The sequence below is a fragment of the Candidatus Zixiibacteriota bacterium genome (genome assembly GCA_040756055.1).
Lineage (GTDB): Bacteria > Zixibacteria > MSB-5A5 > GN15 > FEB-12.
On the sequence record JBFLZR010000002.1, the window covers coordinates 42,447 to 59,098 of the forward strand.

A 16,652-nucleotide genomic window follows, 5' to 3' on the forward strand; every position below is an offset into this window, starting at 1 on the left:
TGTTATCCTTTCGCCGTACTCAGCTGAATCTGACGTCCCCGGTTGAAAGCCTCAACGTTTACATCAACAAACTTCGGTTTCACTTTCTTACGGATAACATCAAGCCACAGTTCGCTGTCGAACGGCAGATAATTTGACATCACGCCCATCAGAATGGTGTTTACCAGACGCGGGTTGCCGAGTTCCATGGCGATTTTATCAGCCGGCACGCCGATAACACGGTCAGCCTTCTTTTTCATCTCATCGATCGAATCATCCGGATAAGAGAACTGCTTCGAAGATGTCACGATTGCGGGCACAAGCCGCGTCATCGATGCGATAGCGACACCATCCTTTTTCATCCAGTCCATGGCGCGAAGTCCCTCGGCCTGCTCGAAGGCGACAATAATGTCGGCCTGACCGTAACCAATAGTCGGTGAGTAGACCCTGGGAGCGATACGGACGTGCGAGCTGACGATTCCACCGCGCTGGGCCATACCATGAACCTCTGACTTCTTGACATCGAGACCGGCGCCCATCGCGACCTCGGTTATTATCTCCGATGCGAGCAGAACACCCTGTCCGCCGACACCGACAATCAATATGCTGTAGTTGTCTTTTTCTTTCATGATCCTTCACCTACCCTTTCACCATCTGGCTCTTAAGTACGATAGCCTCGGTCGGACAAATCTGCGCGCACAGGGTACAGCCGGTACACAGGGTATCGTCGATCACCGCCTTCGGACGGCCGTGTTCATTGGTTTCTTTGGCGGCGGCAATAGCCGGACACGAGATACGGAAACAGGCCGAGCAGCCGTTACAGAGCTCAAGGTCTACAGTATAGGGTTCATCCATTATCCGTTTTGGCATGAGGACACAGGGACGGTTGGTGTGAATTACCGATGGTCCGGGGTTGGCCATTTCCTCTTTAATGATGTTGAGAATGCCATCGTAATCATAAGGGTCGACCCTGCGGTAATTCTTGATGCCGAGCGCCTGTACCAGAGTCTCGATATTAATCACGCCCGCTTTCTCTCCCATCAGGGTCCGCCCGGTGGAAGGATGCTCCTGACCGCCGGTCATTGCCGTAACGCTGTTGTCCAGAATCATAACCGTGACATTGCTGTTGTTGTAGACAGCATCGACAAGGCCGGTGATTCCTGAGTGCAGGAAAGTGGAATCACCGATAACGGCAACCGTTCCCTTCTCATAGCCCTGGACCTTTTCCATGCCAATGGCGTTGCCGATAGACGCACCCATGCAAATACAGCTATCGATGGCGTTAAGCGGCTGCAGAACGCCGAGAGTGTAGCATCCGATATCGCCTGTAACCGCTACTCCAAGCTTTCTCAGCGCCATGAAGGCTCCCCTGTGAGGGCAGCCGGGACACAGAACAGGCGGGCGCGGGAACATGCCCTTCTCAGGCTCGATATCCGAAACAAGTATCTTGTCAACAACACCCGCTTTCTTAAGCCCCTCGGCAACCCGGTGCGGTGAGAGTTCACCGAGATGACCGAAATATTCCTTTCCGGCCACTTTGATGCCCGCGGCCTTGATCTGTTCCTCGCAAAACGGTTCGAGTTCTTCGATTACAATCACTTTCTCGTGAGTATCAACAAACTCCGCTATCTTCTTCAGCGGAAGCGGATAAGTGAACCCGAGCTTCAAATAATCGAAATCGGGAGCAACCTCCTTGGCGTAGTGATAGGACACACCGCCCGTGATGATTCCAATCTTCGAACCATTGTTCTCCACATAATTCAGGGGGGTTTCCTCGGTAAATTGCCGCAGCTTTTGCAGACGTTCCCTCACGACGACATGACGAACACGAGCGTTGGAGGGAATCATGACGTATTTCGATGGTTCCTTGACGAACTTCTTATCAGGTCCCTGCGCCGGATCGCCCAGTTCGACCACGCCTTTGGAGTGTGATATGCGGGTGGTCAGTCGAAGCATGACCGGTGTATCGAAGACCTCGGATAACTCGTACGCGGTGACAATCATGTCTTTGCACTCCTGGCTGTCGGACGGTTCCAAAAGCGGAATCTGCGCGAAGCGCGCGTAGAAGCGGTTATCCTGTTCGTTCTGGGAGGAGTGCATCTCCGGATCATCGGCCGAGACGATGACGAACCCTCCATTGACACCGGTGTAGGCTTGCGTCATGAACGGATCGGCGGCGACGTTGAGACCGACGTGCTTCATGGTCACCAGTGCCCTGGCGCCGCCGAGCGATGCACCGATACCGACCTCGTATGCCACTTTTTCATTGGGAGACCATTGCGCGTAAATCGAACGGTGTCGAGCGGCAATAGTCTCGAGAATTTCGGTTGACGGTGTCCCGGGATAGGAGGCGGCCAGTTTCACACCGGCCTCATAGGCACCCCGTGCCACCGCTTCATTTCCAGAAAGCAATTCTTTCATCAGCGTCCCACTTTATTCTAATGCGTTATATCCACTTATAGCGGTATGCCAGTACTCCCTTGATGTTTGCCGGAGAGTGCGAGCCACTCAAGGCACAAGGGTGTGTGAATTATTTCACAATAATAACGCTTTGGCCAGAGTGGGGCAAGAGCTTTTTTCCCGGAGGCGCACCTCTAACCTTAGCCGACTGCCCGGCACACCACGCAGCGCTCGCCGACTCAGGCTAAACCCTCCGGTTTAGTACTTGTCTATAAGATTACGATTTCGTTTATTGAGTTACACCGATAAAGCTAAAACAGTCCGGTTTGATAGAGGAGTGATGGTATGAAGCTTCGCAAGATTCTGCTCTGGATATTAGCGTTAATCGTGGCGCTGGCAGTTGTGGCCGCGTTGAACTGGTCCACGGTAATTCACATGATGTTGCCGGCCGACAGCCGCCCCGCGGCCATCGAGTTCCCCTCAGAAAGCATATCGCAGCAACAGTTGACGCAGATCGGCGATGCCTTGAACTCTGGATTCGGGAAGTCGTTTAAACACGTCGAGAGATTTGCCGAAGCGGGAATACTTTCCTACGAAGGCCCGAAGACATGCCTTGGCTGCCACAGTGAAATCACTTTTGTCGACGCCCATACACAGGTTCAGCAGAAAATGGATTTAATGGAGAACCTGACAACATCGGCGCACTACCTGTTCTTCACCATGAAACATCCGAATGTATACGGTTTCAACGGCAGGCTGGCTGACGATTTTCCGATGGGTAAGATAAATCGCCCCTGCCCGAAGCCAGGCTCATTCGCTATGACCGCGTGGGCTGAGATAGTCCCGCTCGAAAACGGCGACACTCTCTCCGAGGGATGCGGTCAATGCCACATAGGCGGGCAGTATCAGGCTCCGCTCGGTGAGATGATGCCGTTTTACAGCACCACTGACGAGGAGAAAGATGCTATCGATTGTCTGATCTGTCACGCGGTGGCGTACGACATGAATCGCAAACAGGTCGTTGTCGATACCAACGGGTTGAAACGATGGGATCAGGATAGATCCATGCGGGCAGCGGTGTCGGTCACGACACCAACCGCCCAGACCTGCCTGAGGTGTCACCAGCACAATTTCGGAGGCGATATCTATGTCGATGAAGCCGATTCATCGTACATGCAGAGCATGGTCAATACCGGAACAAACCGCCCCAGGGTGCTCCATCCCGGCTCGAAGCGCGGGACGCCCTATTCGCCGACATGGGATGTTCACGCCGCCGCCGGAATCTCCTGCATCGAGTGCCATGTGACCGAGGGACACTATATCGCCAAAGGAACCCATACAACAACAATGATGGCTAATGATCTTCCTGATGTGGAAATAAAGTGCGAGGGCTGTCACACCCTCCAACCGCACGCGGAGGATGCCGAGCTGGCCGAGTATCTGAACGGACATACCGATATCATAGCTTGCCAGACCTGCCACATACCGTCGCTGCATCCCGACAACGCCACCATGCGTGATTTCGACCGGACCGTCTTCGAAGAACACCCCGGAGTCTACATTTATGATGATATCGTAAAAGAGAACATGCCCGGATCAGGCATAGTCTATCAGTGGTGGAACGGCGACGCCACCTTTCTGGGTAACCCTATCGGTGACAATCCCAACGGTGAGAATCTTTACCAATTCTATACCGCCAACAGAGTGTGGCCGGAATATCAGGATTACGACTATGATACCTGGTACGAAGACGTAATACGCCCGATAGCGCAGAACGGGCGGCCTTCGAAACTCTATGCCATGAAGAAGTTCAACGGCAAACAGCACATTGACCTTGCCAACATGGGTCCGTTCGGCGGCATGTTCGTGCCGTACAACCTTCCAACATACTACACCACGGGTGACCCGGATAAGGCAGCCTCGGCCGAGATGGAAAAAAGCATGATGCCGATGATGTACGGCCTCATGTTTAAATACTACATGATGGACAAATTTATGTCATTTATGGCTGTCGATGGATGGAATATCGACTCGTATGAGGATGTCAGACAGATGAAGAACGTGCAGGCGCGGTGGATTCCCAATGACGCCTCGCTCGAGATCAGCCATGCTATCCGACGCGAGGGCGCTCTGACGTGCGCGAACTGCCACAACCCGCAGGGCGTCCTCGACTTCGAGGCTCTCGGCTATAGTAAAGATGATATCGAAGCGCTTATTGTCAACCCTGTTGAGTAGTGGGACGATTGATGCGTTACAAGTTTAGCAGGTGCTTTGCCATGGAGCACCCCGACCACGAGAATCTGATTACCTTCTACCGTGATGAGATCGGATTGGACCTGGTAGACAAGGGGGCGCCTCAGGCAGAGTTCGACACCGCTCCAGTGAGACTTTTTGTCGATCAAGGGGATAAGCCGGCGCTGATATTTGAGCTGATCGTAGACAATCTCGAAGCAGCCAAAGAAGATTTGATAGCCAGGGGATGCGAAATAGTCCGGTGGGAAGGTAAGGGCAAGACATGCTATGTGCGCGATCCTTTTGGCTTCATGTTTAATGTGTGGGAAGAATCACTGCCCGACAAAAGCTGACTTAGATTGAGTGCCATGAAACGCTACCGAAGATCACTCGTTTTGTTTTTGACGTTCGTGATCCTCTTCGAACTGCTGGTGATTCTGGCCGGAAATTACTTCCGTTCCGAATGGGGACACTGGGGCGACGAATGGCACTTCCAGAACACTATTAAGAAATTCGGCGCAGAGATTTCTCTCGAAACATTGCGGCACTACGAGGAGATGTCAACACCTCTGCCCTTTGTTGTCTATGCTTTGTGGGGACGGATATTCGGCTTCGATCTTTTCCATCTAAGGATTCTGTCCCTTATAGTGGCTCTAATAACTTACATTGCTTTCCACCGCCTGCTCTTCATCACCGTCCGGGATGAAACCGTCATATTCTTTGGCGCCGCCCTGCTGGTAGCGCAGCCTTACATGATCGGTTTCAGTATTTTCGTCTATACCGATATGATGGCAATCCTGTTTCTCATCCTGTCGGTAATAGCTCACGTGCGGCGTCGGTTCATTTTATTTGCGGTGGCACTTGCCCTGGCGCTTCTCTCAAGACAGTACATCGCCTTCCTCGCGCTGGCGACCGGCTTGTTCCACATAGGCGAGATTCTCACTGTGAAGAAACATCACTCGGTTAAAATGCTGCTTGCCTGCGCGCTATCGCTCGTACCATGTGGCCTGTTGTTTCTTTTCTGGGGAGGCCCCAGTCCAAATAGCAGCCTTCGAGCGCGGTATCTCGATCAGGGCTTTTTCTTCCATCCCACGATCCTGAGCCTTTATATCTGTCTACTTTTCGTCTACCTCTCTCCCCTGGCAGTGATCTATTTCCGGCGGTTCTATTCGAGCTGGAGAGTGTGGCTGCTCGTACTGCCTGTGTCCGCCTACTATTGGTTCTTCCCGATTGGACCATCGAAACCGTCGGTCGATGTCGGCATACCTACCGTGGGGTTGTTTAATAGAATTCTGCTAACGGTGTTGCCGGATGCCAGGCTGGTACACGGAGTCTTTTATCTCTGTTTCTTACTGGCAATACCGATTTTGATCTGGGTGGCGAAGGATCTCGTCACCCGCTACCGCAAAGATAATTTTGACACGGAGCTGTTTTTGAGCCTTGCTATAATCGCATTTTTCGTGGTGATGCCGTTTTCTTACCTGGGATGGGAGAAGTACTTCATGCCGGTGGTGCCGCTTGTTATTTTGAGAATTCTGATGATCGCATCGTAGTTACCTTGAGCCGTGACAGATCACAAAATCGTCTTTATTGCCAGCCCGAATAATATCAATCCGCCGAATATTCCCGCCCCCCGACCGAACCTAAGGCCAACTGCTTTACCGAAAACCAGGCCGAGCACGGTCATCGAGGCCGCTACGACACCAATTATCAGCGTTGGATACAGAATCTGTATGCCAACCAGACCCAGGGTAAATCCGGCCGCGAGAGCGTCGATGGAGGTCGCGAGCATAAGTACAATAAGACTGGCGCCGCGGGTGGGATCGCCTTTCCACGAGCGTTCATCCGGGTTGAACTGTTCCCAGATAAGACGTCCACCAATAATAACCAGCACCACCGCCGCCATCCATCGGGCGTAACTGCCTACAACACCCGAAACATACTCGCCTATGATCCATCCGACTATGGGCATTCCGAACTGGGCGAAGCCGAAATGCCACGATAGGCGAAACACGGTCCATCGATCTATCCGGCCGAGCTTTATACCAACGGCGATGGCGACTGCAAAGGCATCGAAGGCCAGAGCAAATGCGAGAAGTACTATGTTGAATAATTCCATGTCTTTGCGTCAGATCCGATCGTTATGTCTCAACAAGTTACCTCGTTTTCCGCTCGACCCAAAAGCCCTACTAAACCACCATTTTCAGGTGCTGGAAGGAATCTAAGGAAAATTTGCTGAAATTGGGAACGTTTTTTTTGGCAGGTCGTTAAGATAAAAACAATACGAATTAGTATAGATTTCGTATTATATTTATAAAATGTGATGTAAGCACTTGGAAATGGTGGATTTATGAGAATATCAGCATTGGAAGAATATGGACTCAGATGCCTTCTGTCGCTGGCCCAGGTTGGACCGGGCGGCCAGTTGTCGATTTCTGATATAGCCGAAAGGGAGGGTATCTCGGTTCCCTATGCTTCAAAACTGCTATCCCTGCTTCGCAAGACCGGTCTGGTTGAGGCGGTTCGCGGCCGAAGCGGCGGATTCAGTATCGCTCGGCCAGCTTCCGAGATAACGCTTTTTGACGTAATCACCGCACTGGGTGGACCGCTCATAGATCCGGATCACTGTCGCAAGTATTCAGGACACCTGGACAAATGTATTCACACGGGAGATTGTTCGGTTCACCACACCCTTGTCGGACTGTCTCGACTCGTAAGTGATTTTCTTGGAAAAACGACGCTCGAATCCATTATGAATGGTTCGTGCCAAAGCGATTTGACCTACAGAGACGGCAGATTTTCAATCCCCGAACCGATCAAAGATCGCAAGCATAGACTCATCGGCGAATCTTCCGTTGACAAGTCGCAGTAAAGCGAGAACTGAATTGGAATGAAAGAAGAACAATTAAGGAATAAAGCAAAGATGACAGGTAGAAAACCATTATTTGAGTTCAAAGGCCTCCACGTCGAGGTCGAGGGGAAGGAAGTTGTCAAGGGAGTGTCTTTAGAAGTCTACCCGGGGGAGATACATGCTATAATGGGACCAAACGGGTCCGGTAAGTCCTCGCTCTCCAACGCCCTGATGGGACATCCCGGTTACAGTATCACCAGTGGCACGGCCCTGTTGAATGGTAAGAATATTTTGGAAATGCAGCCGGAAGAGCGCTCGCGGGCCGGACTGTTTCTGGCCTTTCAGTATCCTCTGGCCGTTCCCGGAGTCACCGTTGCCAACTTTCTCAGGGCAGCACTGAAATCTCACCGCGGTCCCGATGCCGACATGAGTGATTTCCGCAAACTTCTCAAGAGCGAAATGGAAGCTCTCTCAGTCGATCAGTCGTTTGCCACCCGGTATCTCAACGACGGGTTCTCCGGCGGCGAAAAAAAACGCATTGAGATCCTCCAGATGTCTGTCCTCAACCCCAAAATGGCCCTTCTGGATGAAACCGATTCCGGGCTCGATATCGACGCCCTGAAAACAGTGGCGTCTGGAATCAATCGTTTCCACAACGACACCAACGGGTTGCTTCTGGTAACCCACTACCAGCGCCTTCTGAATTATGTCAAACCGCACCACGTTCACGTCATGATGAACGGGCAGTTTGTCAAATCCGGGGGGCCCGAGCTGGCGCTGCAACTTGAAGAATCCGGGTATGATTGGATTGAAGTTGAAACAAGACAGAAAGCAGAGGTCTGACAATGTCTGAGACCATCAAACAGCAAAATAAAGAACTCAGCAGGCTCAATCAGGATTACGCCACCAAGTATGGTTTTCATGATCCGGTTGACTATTTCCACAAAGGCGCAAGAGGCGTCAGCCATGAAGTTGTCGAGATGATTTCGCAGATGAAAAAGGAACCGAAGTGGATGACTGACAAACGTCACGAAGCGCTCGACATATTCTATGCGAAACCCATGCCTAAATGGGGCAACACCAAGTTGCTCGGTGAAATAGACTTTGACAATATCTACTACTTCATGAAACCGATTGAAAACCAGCAGAAGAGCTGGGACGATGTTCCTGAGTATATCAAGAAAACCTTCGACAAGCTGGGAATCCCCGAGGCTGAGAAGAATTTCCTTGGCGGAGTATCGGCCCAGTATGAGTCCGAGGTGGTTTACCATTCCATGAAGGAAGACCTCAAAGAGCAGGGTGTCATCTTTCTGGACATGGACAGTGGCCTGCGAGAATACAACGATATCGTCAAAAAATACTTCGGTACCGTGATACCATCGACCGACAATAAATTCGCCGCACTGAACACGGCGGTATGGTCGGGCGGCTCTTTCATCTATGTCCCGCCGGGAGTGGACGTCAAGATCCCCCTGCAGGCCTATTTCCGAATCAACGCGGAGAACATGGGCCAGTTCGAGCGAACGCTGATTATCGCCGATAAAGGTTCACGGGTGCACTATATCGAAGGATGTACTGCTCCGATTTACTCGACCGATTCGCTTCATTCGGCGGTTGTCGAGTTGATTGCCCTCGATGACGCCTATATCCGTTACACGACCATTCAGAACTGGGCACGTAATATTTACAATCTCGTCACGAAACGGGCCACCGCGCACAAAAACGCCACCGTGGAATGGGTCGATGGCAACCTGGGCTCCCGGCTTACGATGAAATACCCGTGTATTCAGCTCGTTGGTGAAGGCGCAAAAGGAGAAATTCTCTCGGTCGCTTTTGCCGGTGCCGATCAGCACCAGGATGCGGGCGCGAAAGTCATTCACGCCGCCCCGAATACTTCATCGCGGATCACATCAAAATCCATCTCCAAGGATAACGGCCGCGCGTCTTATCGCGGTCTTGCCAAGGTCCACAAGAACGCCGTCAATTCCAAAATTTCGGTCGAGTGCGATGCGCTTCTGATCGGCGAAGAAGCCAGAAGTGATACCTACCCGACAATGGAGATCGATAGCGAACAGGTCCGAGTCGAACATGAGGCCCGCGTTTCGAAAGTGGCGGAAGAACAGCTGTTTTATTTAACCAGCCGTGGCTTGAGCGAAGACGACGCCCGGCTGCTCATAGTGAACGGGTTCATGGAGCCGTTCACAAAGGAACTTCCGCTCGAGTATGCGGTGGAGTTGAACAGACTTATTGAACTTGAAATGGAAGGGTCAATCGGTTAACCGACCCGGTTGGATATGGAAACATGAACGAAACAACAAACGACATACAGATATCCGAGGTGGCTTCGGAGCTTGAGCGCGGTCCCCTCTGGCTCAGGGATAAACGCCAGTCCGCCCGCGAAAGCTACAACAATACCCCCGTGCCCGAGCGCGGTCTACACCTGTGGCGATACACCGATCCGGCTCGATTTGTAATTGATCGCGATATCGTTGCCGATACGGCCTTCGGCGATAACTACGATATTGTCGAAAAACAAGAACTTGAAAATCTGAGCCAGGGACATCTTTCGGCGCTGGTCACCGATCTTGGCGGGCGAGACATCAATTTCCACGGTACCGACAATCTGGCCAAGTCGGGCGCGGTCGTAATGACTCTCTCCGAGGCGGTAAAGCGGTACCCCGACCTGGTTGAGAAGTATATTTACCAGTTGGTGAACAATCAGTCCGGCAAATTTGAAGCTATGAACGGCGCGCTGTGGAATGACGGCATTTTCGTTTATGTGCCGGACGGCAAGACTGTCGCACAACCGATTCATCTATTGCGCGAATCGGGTCTATCCAAGTCGGCCCAGTTCCCTCGACTTTTGGTGGTAGTGGGTGAAAACGCCGAACTGACCCTCGTCGATGAGTATGGGGGCGGCTCCACGGATGAAAGCGATGGCAACAGCTACACCAATGGAGCGGTGGAGATTTTCGGGCTTGCCGACAGTCGTACCCGCTACGTGCTGCTTCAGCGGCAGGCGTCAGCCGCGACATCATATTTGACACATCGAGCTCGCATCGAGCGCGGCGCTAATATGCTGACTATCGCGCTCGCTTTTGGCGGATCACTGTCAAAAAACAACTTTGGCGTAATTCTCAACGGTCAGGGAGCCGAGAGCAACATGTATGGTTTGCTGTTCGGCTCAAACCATCAGCACTTCGACAACCACACCCTGCACGACCACGCCGCGGGACAAACCCGTTCCGACATAGATTTCAAAGTGGTCCTTCGCGACCGGGCCGTATCGGCCTACACCGGACTGATCCGCATCGACCGTCACGCGAAAACCTGCGAAGCTTACCAGGAAAACCGCAACCTGCTTCTGAACAAAGGAACTCGGGCCGAAACCATCCCGGAGCTTGAGATTCTGAATGAAGATGTCCGATGCACCCATGGCGCCACGATCGGACCTATTGACCCGATGATGGTGTTCTATTTGCAGGCTCGCGGGATCGGCTATCAGGATGCCGTGCGCATGATCGTTTCCGGGTTTGTCAGTGACACCCTCAAGCAGGTTCCACAGGACCTTCAGGAAAGACTATCAGAATACGTTTCACAAAGACTGGAGCACATTTGATGGGAGAGTATATCGATGTCGGGGAAATTGATGATATCCCCAAAGGCAAAATGAAGGCTTTTGAAGTAAATCACACCCGTATTGTCGTTATCAATGGCGATGACGGTATTTATGCTCTCGCCGATGAGTGTTCGCATGACTATGCTCCCATCAGCAGCGGTCATGTTCGTCGCGGAGAGGTCGTTTGCCCGAGGCACGGGGCGCGCTTTGATATCAGGACAGGCGAAGTGAAAGCGCCGCCGGCCGTAGTGGGTATCGATACCTACCCGACCAGAGTCGAAAACGGGCGTATACTCGTTAAGGTTGAATGATCAAGAAGCAGAGGGCAAAATGAGACCGGACATAACTAACCTAAATACAGAGCAGGTCGATAGACTTGGCTTGTGTCTTGACCCTGACAGTATCAGGAAGGACTTCCCCATTCTCAGTCAGACCGTCAATGGCCATCGGCTTGTTTATCTTGACAACGCCGCGACCACACAAAAACCCCGGGCAGTAATTGACGCGCTGAACGAGTATTATGAAAAAACAAATGCCAATATTCATCGCGGCCTTCACACGCTGGCAGAAAAGGCTACAGCGGCCTACGAAAGTACGCGCGAGCACGTGGTCAGATTTATCGGCGGTGTCGAACCGGCCGAGGTGATTTTTACAGGTGGAACGACCGAGGCGATCAATCTTCTGGCCTATACCTGGGGAGAACAGAATATCGGTGAAGGGGATGAGATCATTATCAGTGAAATGGAGCACCATGCCAACCTGGTGCCGTGGGTGATACTCTCGCAGAAGAAAAAAGCCATTCTAAAAAGAATCAAACTCTCCCCTTCCGGTCATCTTGACCTGACGGACATTGACAATCTTATCACCACGCGGACAAAACTCCTCGCCGTAACCCACATGTCCAACGTACTTGGAACCATCAATCCCGTGAAACATCTCACGGAGCTCGCTCACAGCAGGGGAGTGACTGTTTTGGTCGACGGTGCCCAGGCGGCACCACATATGCCTGTGAACGTGAAGGAAATAAACGCGGACTTCTATGCCTTCTCGGCGCACAAGATGCTCGGTCCCACAGGAGTCGGAGTTTTATACGGCCGAAAAAACCTTCTGGAGACCATGCCGCCATTTAACATGGGCGGCGAAATGATCCGCCAGGTGAGCTTTGACAAAATCACCTGGGCCGACCTGCCGCACAAGTTCGAAGCCGGCACTCCCAACATCGCCGGAGTGGTTGCGTTCGACGCGGCGCTGACTTACCTGGAATCACTTGGTTTGAAACAAATCAGGCAGCACGAGATCGAACTCACCGGGTACGCCATAGAAAAACTCAGTAGCATAGGCGGGATTGAAATTCAGGGGCCGACGGATCCCACCCAGCGCGGAGGCGCTATATCATTCACCGACGAGAAAATTCACCCGCACGATATCAGTACTTTTCTCGATTCGCGCGGTATCGCTATCCGGGCGGGACACCACTGCGCCCAGACCCTGATGAAAACCCTCGGCAAGGTGGCCACAGCGAGGGCTTCGCTATACATCTACAACGACCGGTCCGATATCGACGCTCTCGTGGACGCATTAAAGGAAATGAGGAGGTATTTCGGGCTATGAGTGATCGACTTGATGACATGTATCGCGAGATTATCCTCGACCATTTCCGCGCGCCCCGGGGCAAAAAACCGGTGGACCGAGTCGATGTATCTTCCGACGGTCAGAACCCGTCGTGCGGCGACGAAATCGAGCTTCAGGTAACCATGGATGACGGTACGGTCAAAGATATTCACGTCGATTGTAAGGGCTGCGCCATCTCGGTAGCATCCGGCTCTATGCTGGCCGAATATCTTAAAGGGAAATCCCTGGATGAAGCTATAAAGATTGCCGAAGTTGTTAAAGAGATGCTCAAAGGAGAGAATACTGAGATACCGAAAGAATACGAGGACCTCGATGCTCTCAAAGGCGTCCGCAAATTCCCCGTGCGTATCAAGTGCGCTCTTCTCGCCTGGGTGACTCTTATCGAAGGGCTGAAAAACTACGAACAGGGCAAAACCGGCGAAAAGACAGTGGTTTCCACCGAAGACAGGAACTGACTCTCATGGCAAATGTCACGAAAGAGAAGATCATTGAGGCTCTAAAGCCAATTCAGGACCCGGAGATCCGCATCGGCGTGGTTGACCTGGGGCTTGTGTACGACGTCATGATTGAAGAAGACGGCAAGGTACTGGTAAAGATGACTCTGACAACACCTGCCTGCCCGTACGGTGAGATGCTTTTGACGATGGTCCACCGGGCGGTAGAAGAGATCGAGGGAGTCAGCGATGTCGAAGTCAAGCTGGTCTGGGACCCACCCTGGGATCCCAAGGAGATGGCTTCCGATCAGGCCAAAGACCTGCTCGGCATTTGGTAGCCTACTGTAAACAGCAGTAACTGAGTCGAATCAACGACAAAAACATCCAAAAAGTAACTTTACATTCCATCCGGGGGAGTCTTAATTTACCGGAACCAAATCACCGCAAAAAAGTTTATCTAATAACCGTATGGAACAGAACAATAGACCCGATTTGTCGTCGCTGAAGATTGACCGCGACAAAAGATACAGCGATCGCCCCCGCAGCAAAAAAATCTGGGTTGTCGTCTGGGTTCTCGTTGCGGCCGCAGTCGTGGTCGGCTATTTGATCACCCGCACCTTCGTCGAGCCATCAACCAAAGTCAATACCACTATCGCCACCTTGCTGTCCGGCTCCGAATCGCAAGCCAGCCTGGTAGCCTCGGGCTATGTTGTGGCGCAGCGTAAGGCCGAGGTGGCCTCGAAAGCCACCGGACGGCTCAAGTATCTCGGTTTCGAAGAGGGTGACACTGTGTTGGCCAACCAGATAATTGGTGAACTAGAAAACGAGGATATCAAAGCCAATCTGGAGCTGGCCCGCGCGAATCTGGTCAGAGCCATGGCTGACTCTCTGAATGCCGGAAGAAATTATCGGCGCCAGGCACAGCTCTATGAAACCGGCTCAATAACCGAAGCGGTCTTCGAGGATGCCGAAACAGCGTACGCCCTTGCAAAAGCCGGCGTGGCCGCCGCGGAGGCTTCTCTCAAAGCCGCCGAGGTTGACCTCGAGTATACCTACATAAGGGCTCCCTTTTCGGGCACCATACTGACCAAAAACGCCGATGTTGGCGAGATAGTCGCGCCCTTTGCGTCATCGGCATCATCGAAAGGTTCCATTGTCACCCTGGCCGACATGAACTCGCTGGAGGTTGAGGCGGATGTCTCAGAAGCAAACATCCACAAAGTCTCGGTCGGCCAAAAGTGCGACATTATTCTCGATGCCTACCCGGGGAGAACTTATCCGGGTGAGGTGAAAAAGATTGTACCCACCGCGGATCGAAGCCGCGCTACTGTGCTAACTAAAGTTGCGTTCGACGAAATTGACGACCGGGTGCTTCCGGAAATGTCCGCCAGAGTCAACTTCTTCGAAGCCGGAAGAACGAAGGACAGCACTGAATACGCAAATGCGGTGGCTGTGGATAACGATGCCATCACCACCCGCGATGGACAGAAAGTTGTCTTCCTTGTCGATGGCGAGAATGTCAGGGAAGTCGCGATAGGGACCGGTCGAGGGCTCGGCGACAAAACGGAAATTATCAGCGGGTTGAAACCGGGCGACCGCGTTGTTCTCTCCCCTCCCGGCAAGATGGCTTCCGGACAGAAAATCGAAGTAACAAAATAGCAAGGATCAACTGATGGCAGATGTCTTTGTACAGATAAAGAATGTGTATAAGTCGTATTGGCGCGACAGCCTTGAAATTCCGGTTCTGAAGAATATTAATCTCGATATCCCCGAGGCCGAATTCGTCGCCCTCATGGGACCATCCGGCTCAGGCAAGACTACTCTTCTCAATCTGATAGCCGGTATCGACCGACCCTCCGATGGAGATGTAATCGTAGACGGTCAAAGTGTTACGGGGCTATCCGAAGGCCAGCTGGCAAGGTGGCGCAGCCGCAATATCGGTTTCGTTTTTCAGTTCTATAACCTCATGCCGGTATTAACCGCCTTTGAGAACGTGGAACTGCCTCTTCTTCTGACCAGACTCAATCGCAGGGAGCGCCGCCGCCAGGTGGAGACGGCACTGTCGACAGTCGGGCTGAGTGACCGCATGGATCACTATCCCAACCAGTTGTCAGGCGGTCAGGAACAGCGGGTGGCAATTGCCCGCGCCATTGTGACCGACCCGACTCTGATTCTCGCTGATGAACCCACTGGCGATCTTGACAAAAAATCGGCCGAGGATGTCATGGAACTGCTTAGCCGCCTCAATCAGGAGTTCAAAAAGACCATCATTATGGTTACCCACGATCCCCGGGCCGCCGAGAAAGCTCACATCCAGCGCCATCTCGACAAAGGGGAACTCAATCACGTATGAAGGTTCTCAAGTTAGTAAGCAGAAACACCACCCGTCACCTTCTGCGATCGTTTCTCACTGTCCTGGGACTCGCCATCGCCGTCATGGCATTTGCCGTCATCCGAACGGCAATCGATGCCTGGTATGCCGGCGCGAACGCCTCCTCCCCCAATCGGTTGGTCATTACCAATAGCATCTCGCTGGTTTTCCCTCTACCGCTGGCTTACAAAGAAAAGATCGCTCAGGTCGACGGTGTCACCGGACTGTCGTGGGCACAGTGGTTCGGAGGCACCTATGTCGATCCTAAGAATTTCTTTCCTCAGTTCGCGATCGATGATTCCTATCTCGATCTGTATCCGGAATACATAATTCCCCCGGAGCAGAAGCAGGCCTATTTGGAGGAACGCAGCGCCGTCATTGTCGGTCGCGCGCTGGCGGACAGATTCGGCTGGACGGTCGGGGACCCGGTTCGCCTGACGGGAACAATCTTTCCTGGCGACTGGGACTTTATCATCCGGGGAATCTACACCGGCCGGGAAGAAACGACCGATGAATCCCAGTGGTTCATGCACTTCGAATACCTCGACGAGCGCATGAGAATCGAGATGCCGCCAAGAGCCGGGCAAGTCGGCTCTTTTATTGTAAGAATCGCGGATCCGAACCAGGCGGCTGAGATGTCGGCCAGAATTGACGGTCTTTTCGCCAACTCACTCGCGGAGACCAAGACACAGACCGAACGCGCCTTCCAGTTGAGCTTCGTCTCCATGGCCAGTTCGATTGTCACCGGCTTGAGAATAATCTCATTCATGGTCATCGGCATTATTCTTCTCGTGCTTGCCAATACTATGGCGATGACCGCAAGGGAACGTGTGTCGGAGTACGCCCTGATGAAGACTCTCGGTTTCCGGCCTGTTCACATACTCGGTTTGATTTTCGGGGAGTCACTATTTATAGCCGCGATGGGCGGCCTGCTGGGTTTGATCATTACTTTTCCAATCAAGAATCTCCTCGCAATGGCTGTGAAGGACTTCTTCCCGGTTCTGAGACTTGATCCCATGACCATGCTTTTCGGGCTTTTTGCGTCGCTGGTAGTTGGATTGATTGCCGCCATTTTCCCGGCCCTGAAAGCGGTCAGAACGCCGATAGTTGACGGACTACGGATAATAGAATAGG

The 16,652-nt window shown here is 52.5% G+C and carries 17 protein-coding genes; 14 read left to right on the forward strand and 3 right to left on the reverse strand.

The annotated features are described in order from the left end of the window. Positions 1–2: 2 nt before the first annotated feature. Positions 3–608, reverse strand: coding sequence for an indolepyruvate oxidoreductase subunit beta (locus AB1483_03510; protein ID MEW6411522.1), 606 nt, complete (start codon positions 606–608; stop codon positions 3–5). 10 nt (positions 609–618) lie between these two features. Continuing rightward, positions 619–2,400, reverse strand: a complete 1,782-nt coding sequence (iorA, locus tag AB1483_03515) for an indolepyruvate ferredoxin oxidoreductase subunit alpha (protein ID MEW6411523.1) — start codon at positions 2,398–2,400, stop codon at positions 619–621. Positions 2,401–2,724: 324 nt separating this feature from the next. On the opposite strand from iorA, the gene AB1483_03520 reads away from it, so the two are divergent. From AB1483_03520 to AB1483_03530, 3 genes are read left to right on the forward strand one after another with little or no spacing between them, the layout of a single operon-like run. Continuing rightward, positions 2,725–4,614 carry a nitrite reductase gene (locus tag AB1483_03520; protein ID MEW6411524.1) on the forward strand — a complete coding sequence of 630 codons (1,890 nt, stop codon included), beginning with the start codon at positions 2,725–2,727 and terminating at the stop codon, positions 4,612–4,614. An 11-nt stretch (positions 4,615–4,625) separates the two neighbouring features. Then, on the forward strand, positions 4,626–4,964 hold the full coding sequence (locus AB1483_03525; GenBank protein MEW6411525.1) for a VOC family protein: 339 nt from the start codon (positions 4,626–4,628) through the stop codon (positions 4,962–4,964). A 15-nt stretch (positions 4,965–4,979) separates the two neighbouring features. After that, positions 4,980–6,164, forward strand: a complete 1,185-nt coding sequence (locus AB1483_03530; GenBank protein MEW6411526.1) for a hypothetical protein — start codon at positions 4,980–4,982, stop codon at positions 6,162–6,164. Positions 6,165–6,184: 20 nt separating this feature from the next. On the opposite strand, the gene AB1483_03535 is transcribed toward AB1483_03530, so the two are convergent. Continuing rightward, complete coding sequence (locus AB1483_03535) at positions 6,185–6,730, reverse strand: manganese efflux pump MntP family protein (protein MEW6411527.1); 546 nt, start codon at positions 6,728–6,730, stop codon at positions 6,185–6,187. Between the two features lie 231 nt (positions 6,731–6,961). Between AB1483_03535 and AB1483_03540 the strand changes: the two genes are divergently transcribed. The 11 genes from AB1483_03540 to AB1483_03590 all read left to right on the forward strand — a co-directional run bounded on the left by AB1483_03540 (position 6,962) and on the right by AB1483_03590 (position 16,651). Beyond that, positions 6,962–7,483: an Rrf2 family transcriptional regulator gene (locus AB1483_03540; protein ID MEW6411528.1), complete on the forward strand. Its 522-nt coding sequence runs from the start codon at positions 6,962–6,964 to the stop codon at positions 7,481–7,483. A 51-nt stretch (positions 7,484–7,534) separates the two neighbouring features. After that, positions 7,535–8,305, forward strand: a complete 771-nt coding sequence (gene sufC, locus AB1483_03545; GenBank protein ID MEW6411529.1) for a Fe-S cluster assembly ATPase SufC — start codon at positions 7,535–7,537, stop codon at positions 8,303–8,305. 2 nt (positions 8,306–8,307) lie between these two features. Then, positions 8,308–9,741, forward strand: coding sequence for a Fe-S cluster assembly protein SufB (gene sufB, locus AB1483_03550; GenBank protein MEW6411530.1), 1,434 nt, complete (start codon positions 8,308–8,310; stop codon positions 9,739–9,741). Positions 9,742–9,764: 23 nt separating this feature from the next. Further along, complete coding sequence (sufD, locus tag AB1483_03555) at positions 9,765–11,081, forward strand: Fe-S cluster assembly protein SufD (protein ID MEW6411531.1); 1,317 nt, start codon at positions 9,765–9,767, stop codon at positions 11,079–11,081. Then, complete coding sequence (locus tag AB1483_03560; protein MEW6411532.1) at positions 11,081–11,392, forward strand: non-heme iron oxygenase ferredoxin subunit; 312 nt, start codon at positions 11,081–11,083, stop codon at positions 11,390–11,392. Before sufD ends, AB1483_03560 begins: the two co-directional genes overlap by 1 nt. Before the next feature lie 19 nt (positions 11,393–11,411). Then, the gene (locus AB1483_03565) at positions 11,412–12,692 is read left to right on the forward strand and encodes a cysteine desulfurase (GenBank protein ID MEW6411533.1); all 1,281 of its coding nucleotides are present in this window, start codon (positions 11,412–11,414) and stop codon (positions 12,690–12,692) included. Further along, positions 12,689–13,168 (forward strand): Fe-S cluster assembly sulfur transfer protein SufU, encoded by a 480-nt coding sequence (gene sufU, locus AB1483_03570; GenBank protein ID MEW6411534.1) that lies wholly within the window; start codon positions 12,689–12,691, stop codon positions 13,166–13,168. Before AB1483_03565 ends, sufU begins: the two co-directional genes overlap by 4 nt. Positions 13,169–13,173: 5 nt before the next feature. Next, positions 13,174–13,485: an iron-sulfur cluster assembly protein gene (locus AB1483_03575; GenBank protein MEW6411535.1), complete on the forward strand. Its 312-nt coding sequence runs from the start codon at positions 13,174–13,176 to the stop codon at positions 13,483–13,485. A gap of 130 nt (positions 13,486–13,615) precedes the next feature. Beyond that, positions 13,616–14,806, forward strand: coding sequence for an efflux RND transporter periplasmic adaptor subunit (locus AB1483_03580; protein ID MEW6411536.1), 1,191 nt, complete (start codon positions 13,616–13,618; stop codon positions 14,804–14,806). Positions 14,807–14,819: 13 nt separating this feature from the next. Then, the gene (locus AB1483_03585) at positions 14,820–15,500 is read left to right on the forward strand and encodes an ABC transporter ATP-binding protein (protein MEW6411537.1); all 681 of its coding nucleotides are present in this window, start codon (positions 14,820–14,822) and stop codon (positions 15,498–15,500) included. Then, positions 15,497–16,651, forward strand: coding sequence for an FtsX-like permease family protein (locus AB1483_03590; GenBank protein ID MEW6411538.1), 1,155 nt, complete (start codon positions 15,497–15,499; stop codon positions 16,649–16,651). The genes AB1483_03585 and AB1483_03590 overlap by 4 nt, the downstream gene beginning before the upstream one ends. Position 16,652 lies beyond the last annotated feature (1 nt).

What these genes read in the sequence shown, in the direction of transcription:
- AB1483_03510 (MEW6411522.1), bottom strand. Translation starts at nt 608, where the DNA reads ATGAAAGAAAAAGACAACTACAGCATATTGATTGTCGGTGTCGGCGGA.
- iorA (MEW6411523.1), bottom strand. Translation starts at nt 2,400, where the DNA reads ATGAAAGAATTGCTTTCTGGAAATGAAGCGGTGGCACGGGGTGCCTAT.
- AB1483_03520 (MEW6411524.1), top strand. Translation starts at nt 2,725, where the DNA reads ATGAAGCTTCGCAAGATTCTGCTCTGGATATTAGCGTTAATCGTGGCG.
- AB1483_03525 (MEW6411525.1), top strand. Translation starts at nt 4,626, where the DNA reads ATGCGTTACAAGTTTAGCAGGTGCTTTGCCATGGAGCACCCCGACCAC.
- AB1483_03530 (MEW6411526.1), top strand. Translation starts at nt 4,980, where the DNA reads ATGAAACGCTACCGAAGATCACTCGTTTTGTTTTTGACGTTCGTGATC.
- AB1483_03535 (MEW6411527.1), bottom strand. Translation starts at nt 6,730, where the DNA reads ATGGAATTATTCAACATAGTACTTCTCGCATTTGCTCTGGCCTTCGAT.
- AB1483_03540 (MEW6411528.1), top strand. Translation starts at nt 6,962, where the DNA reads ATGAGAATATCAGCATTGGAAGAATATGGACTCAGATGCCTTCTGTCG.
- sufC (MEW6411529.1), top strand. Translation starts at nt 7,535, where the DNA reads ATGACAGGTAGAAAACCATTATTTGAGTTCAAAGGCCTCCACGTCGAG.
- sufB (MEW6411530.1), top strand. Translation starts at nt 8,308, where the DNA reads ATGTCTGAGACCATCAAACAGCAAAATAAAGAACTCAGCAGGCTCAAT.
- sufD (MEW6411531.1), top strand. Translation starts at nt 9,765, where the DNA reads ATGAACGAAACAACAAACGACATACAGATATCCGAGGTGGCTTCGGAG.
- AB1483_03560 (MEW6411532.1), top strand. Translation starts at nt 11,081, where the DNA reads ATGGGAGAGTATATCGATGTCGGGGAAATTGATGATATCCCCAAAGGC.
- AB1483_03565 (MEW6411533.1), top strand. Translation starts at nt 11,412, where the DNA reads ATGAGACCGGACATAACTAACCTAAATACAGAGCAGGTCGATAGACTT.
- sufU (MEW6411534.1), top strand. Translation starts at nt 12,689, where the DNA reads ATGAGTGATCGACTTGATGACATGTATCGCGAGATTATCCTCGACCAT.
- AB1483_03575 (MEW6411535.1), top strand. Translation starts at nt 13,174, where the DNA reads ATGGCAAATGTCACGAAAGAGAAGATCATTGAGGCTCTAAAGCCAATT.
- AB1483_03580 (MEW6411536.1), top strand. Translation starts at nt 13,616, where the DNA reads ATGGAACAGAACAATAGACCCGATTTGTCGTCGCTGAAGATTGACCGC.
- AB1483_03585 (MEW6411537.1), top strand. Translation starts at nt 14,820, where the DNA reads ATGGCAGATGTCTTTGTACAGATAAAGAATGTGTATAAGTCGTATTGG.
- AB1483_03590 (MEW6411538.1), top strand. Translation starts at nt 15,497, where the DNA reads ATGAAGGTTCTCAAGTTAGTAAGCAGAAACACCACCCGTCACCTTCTG.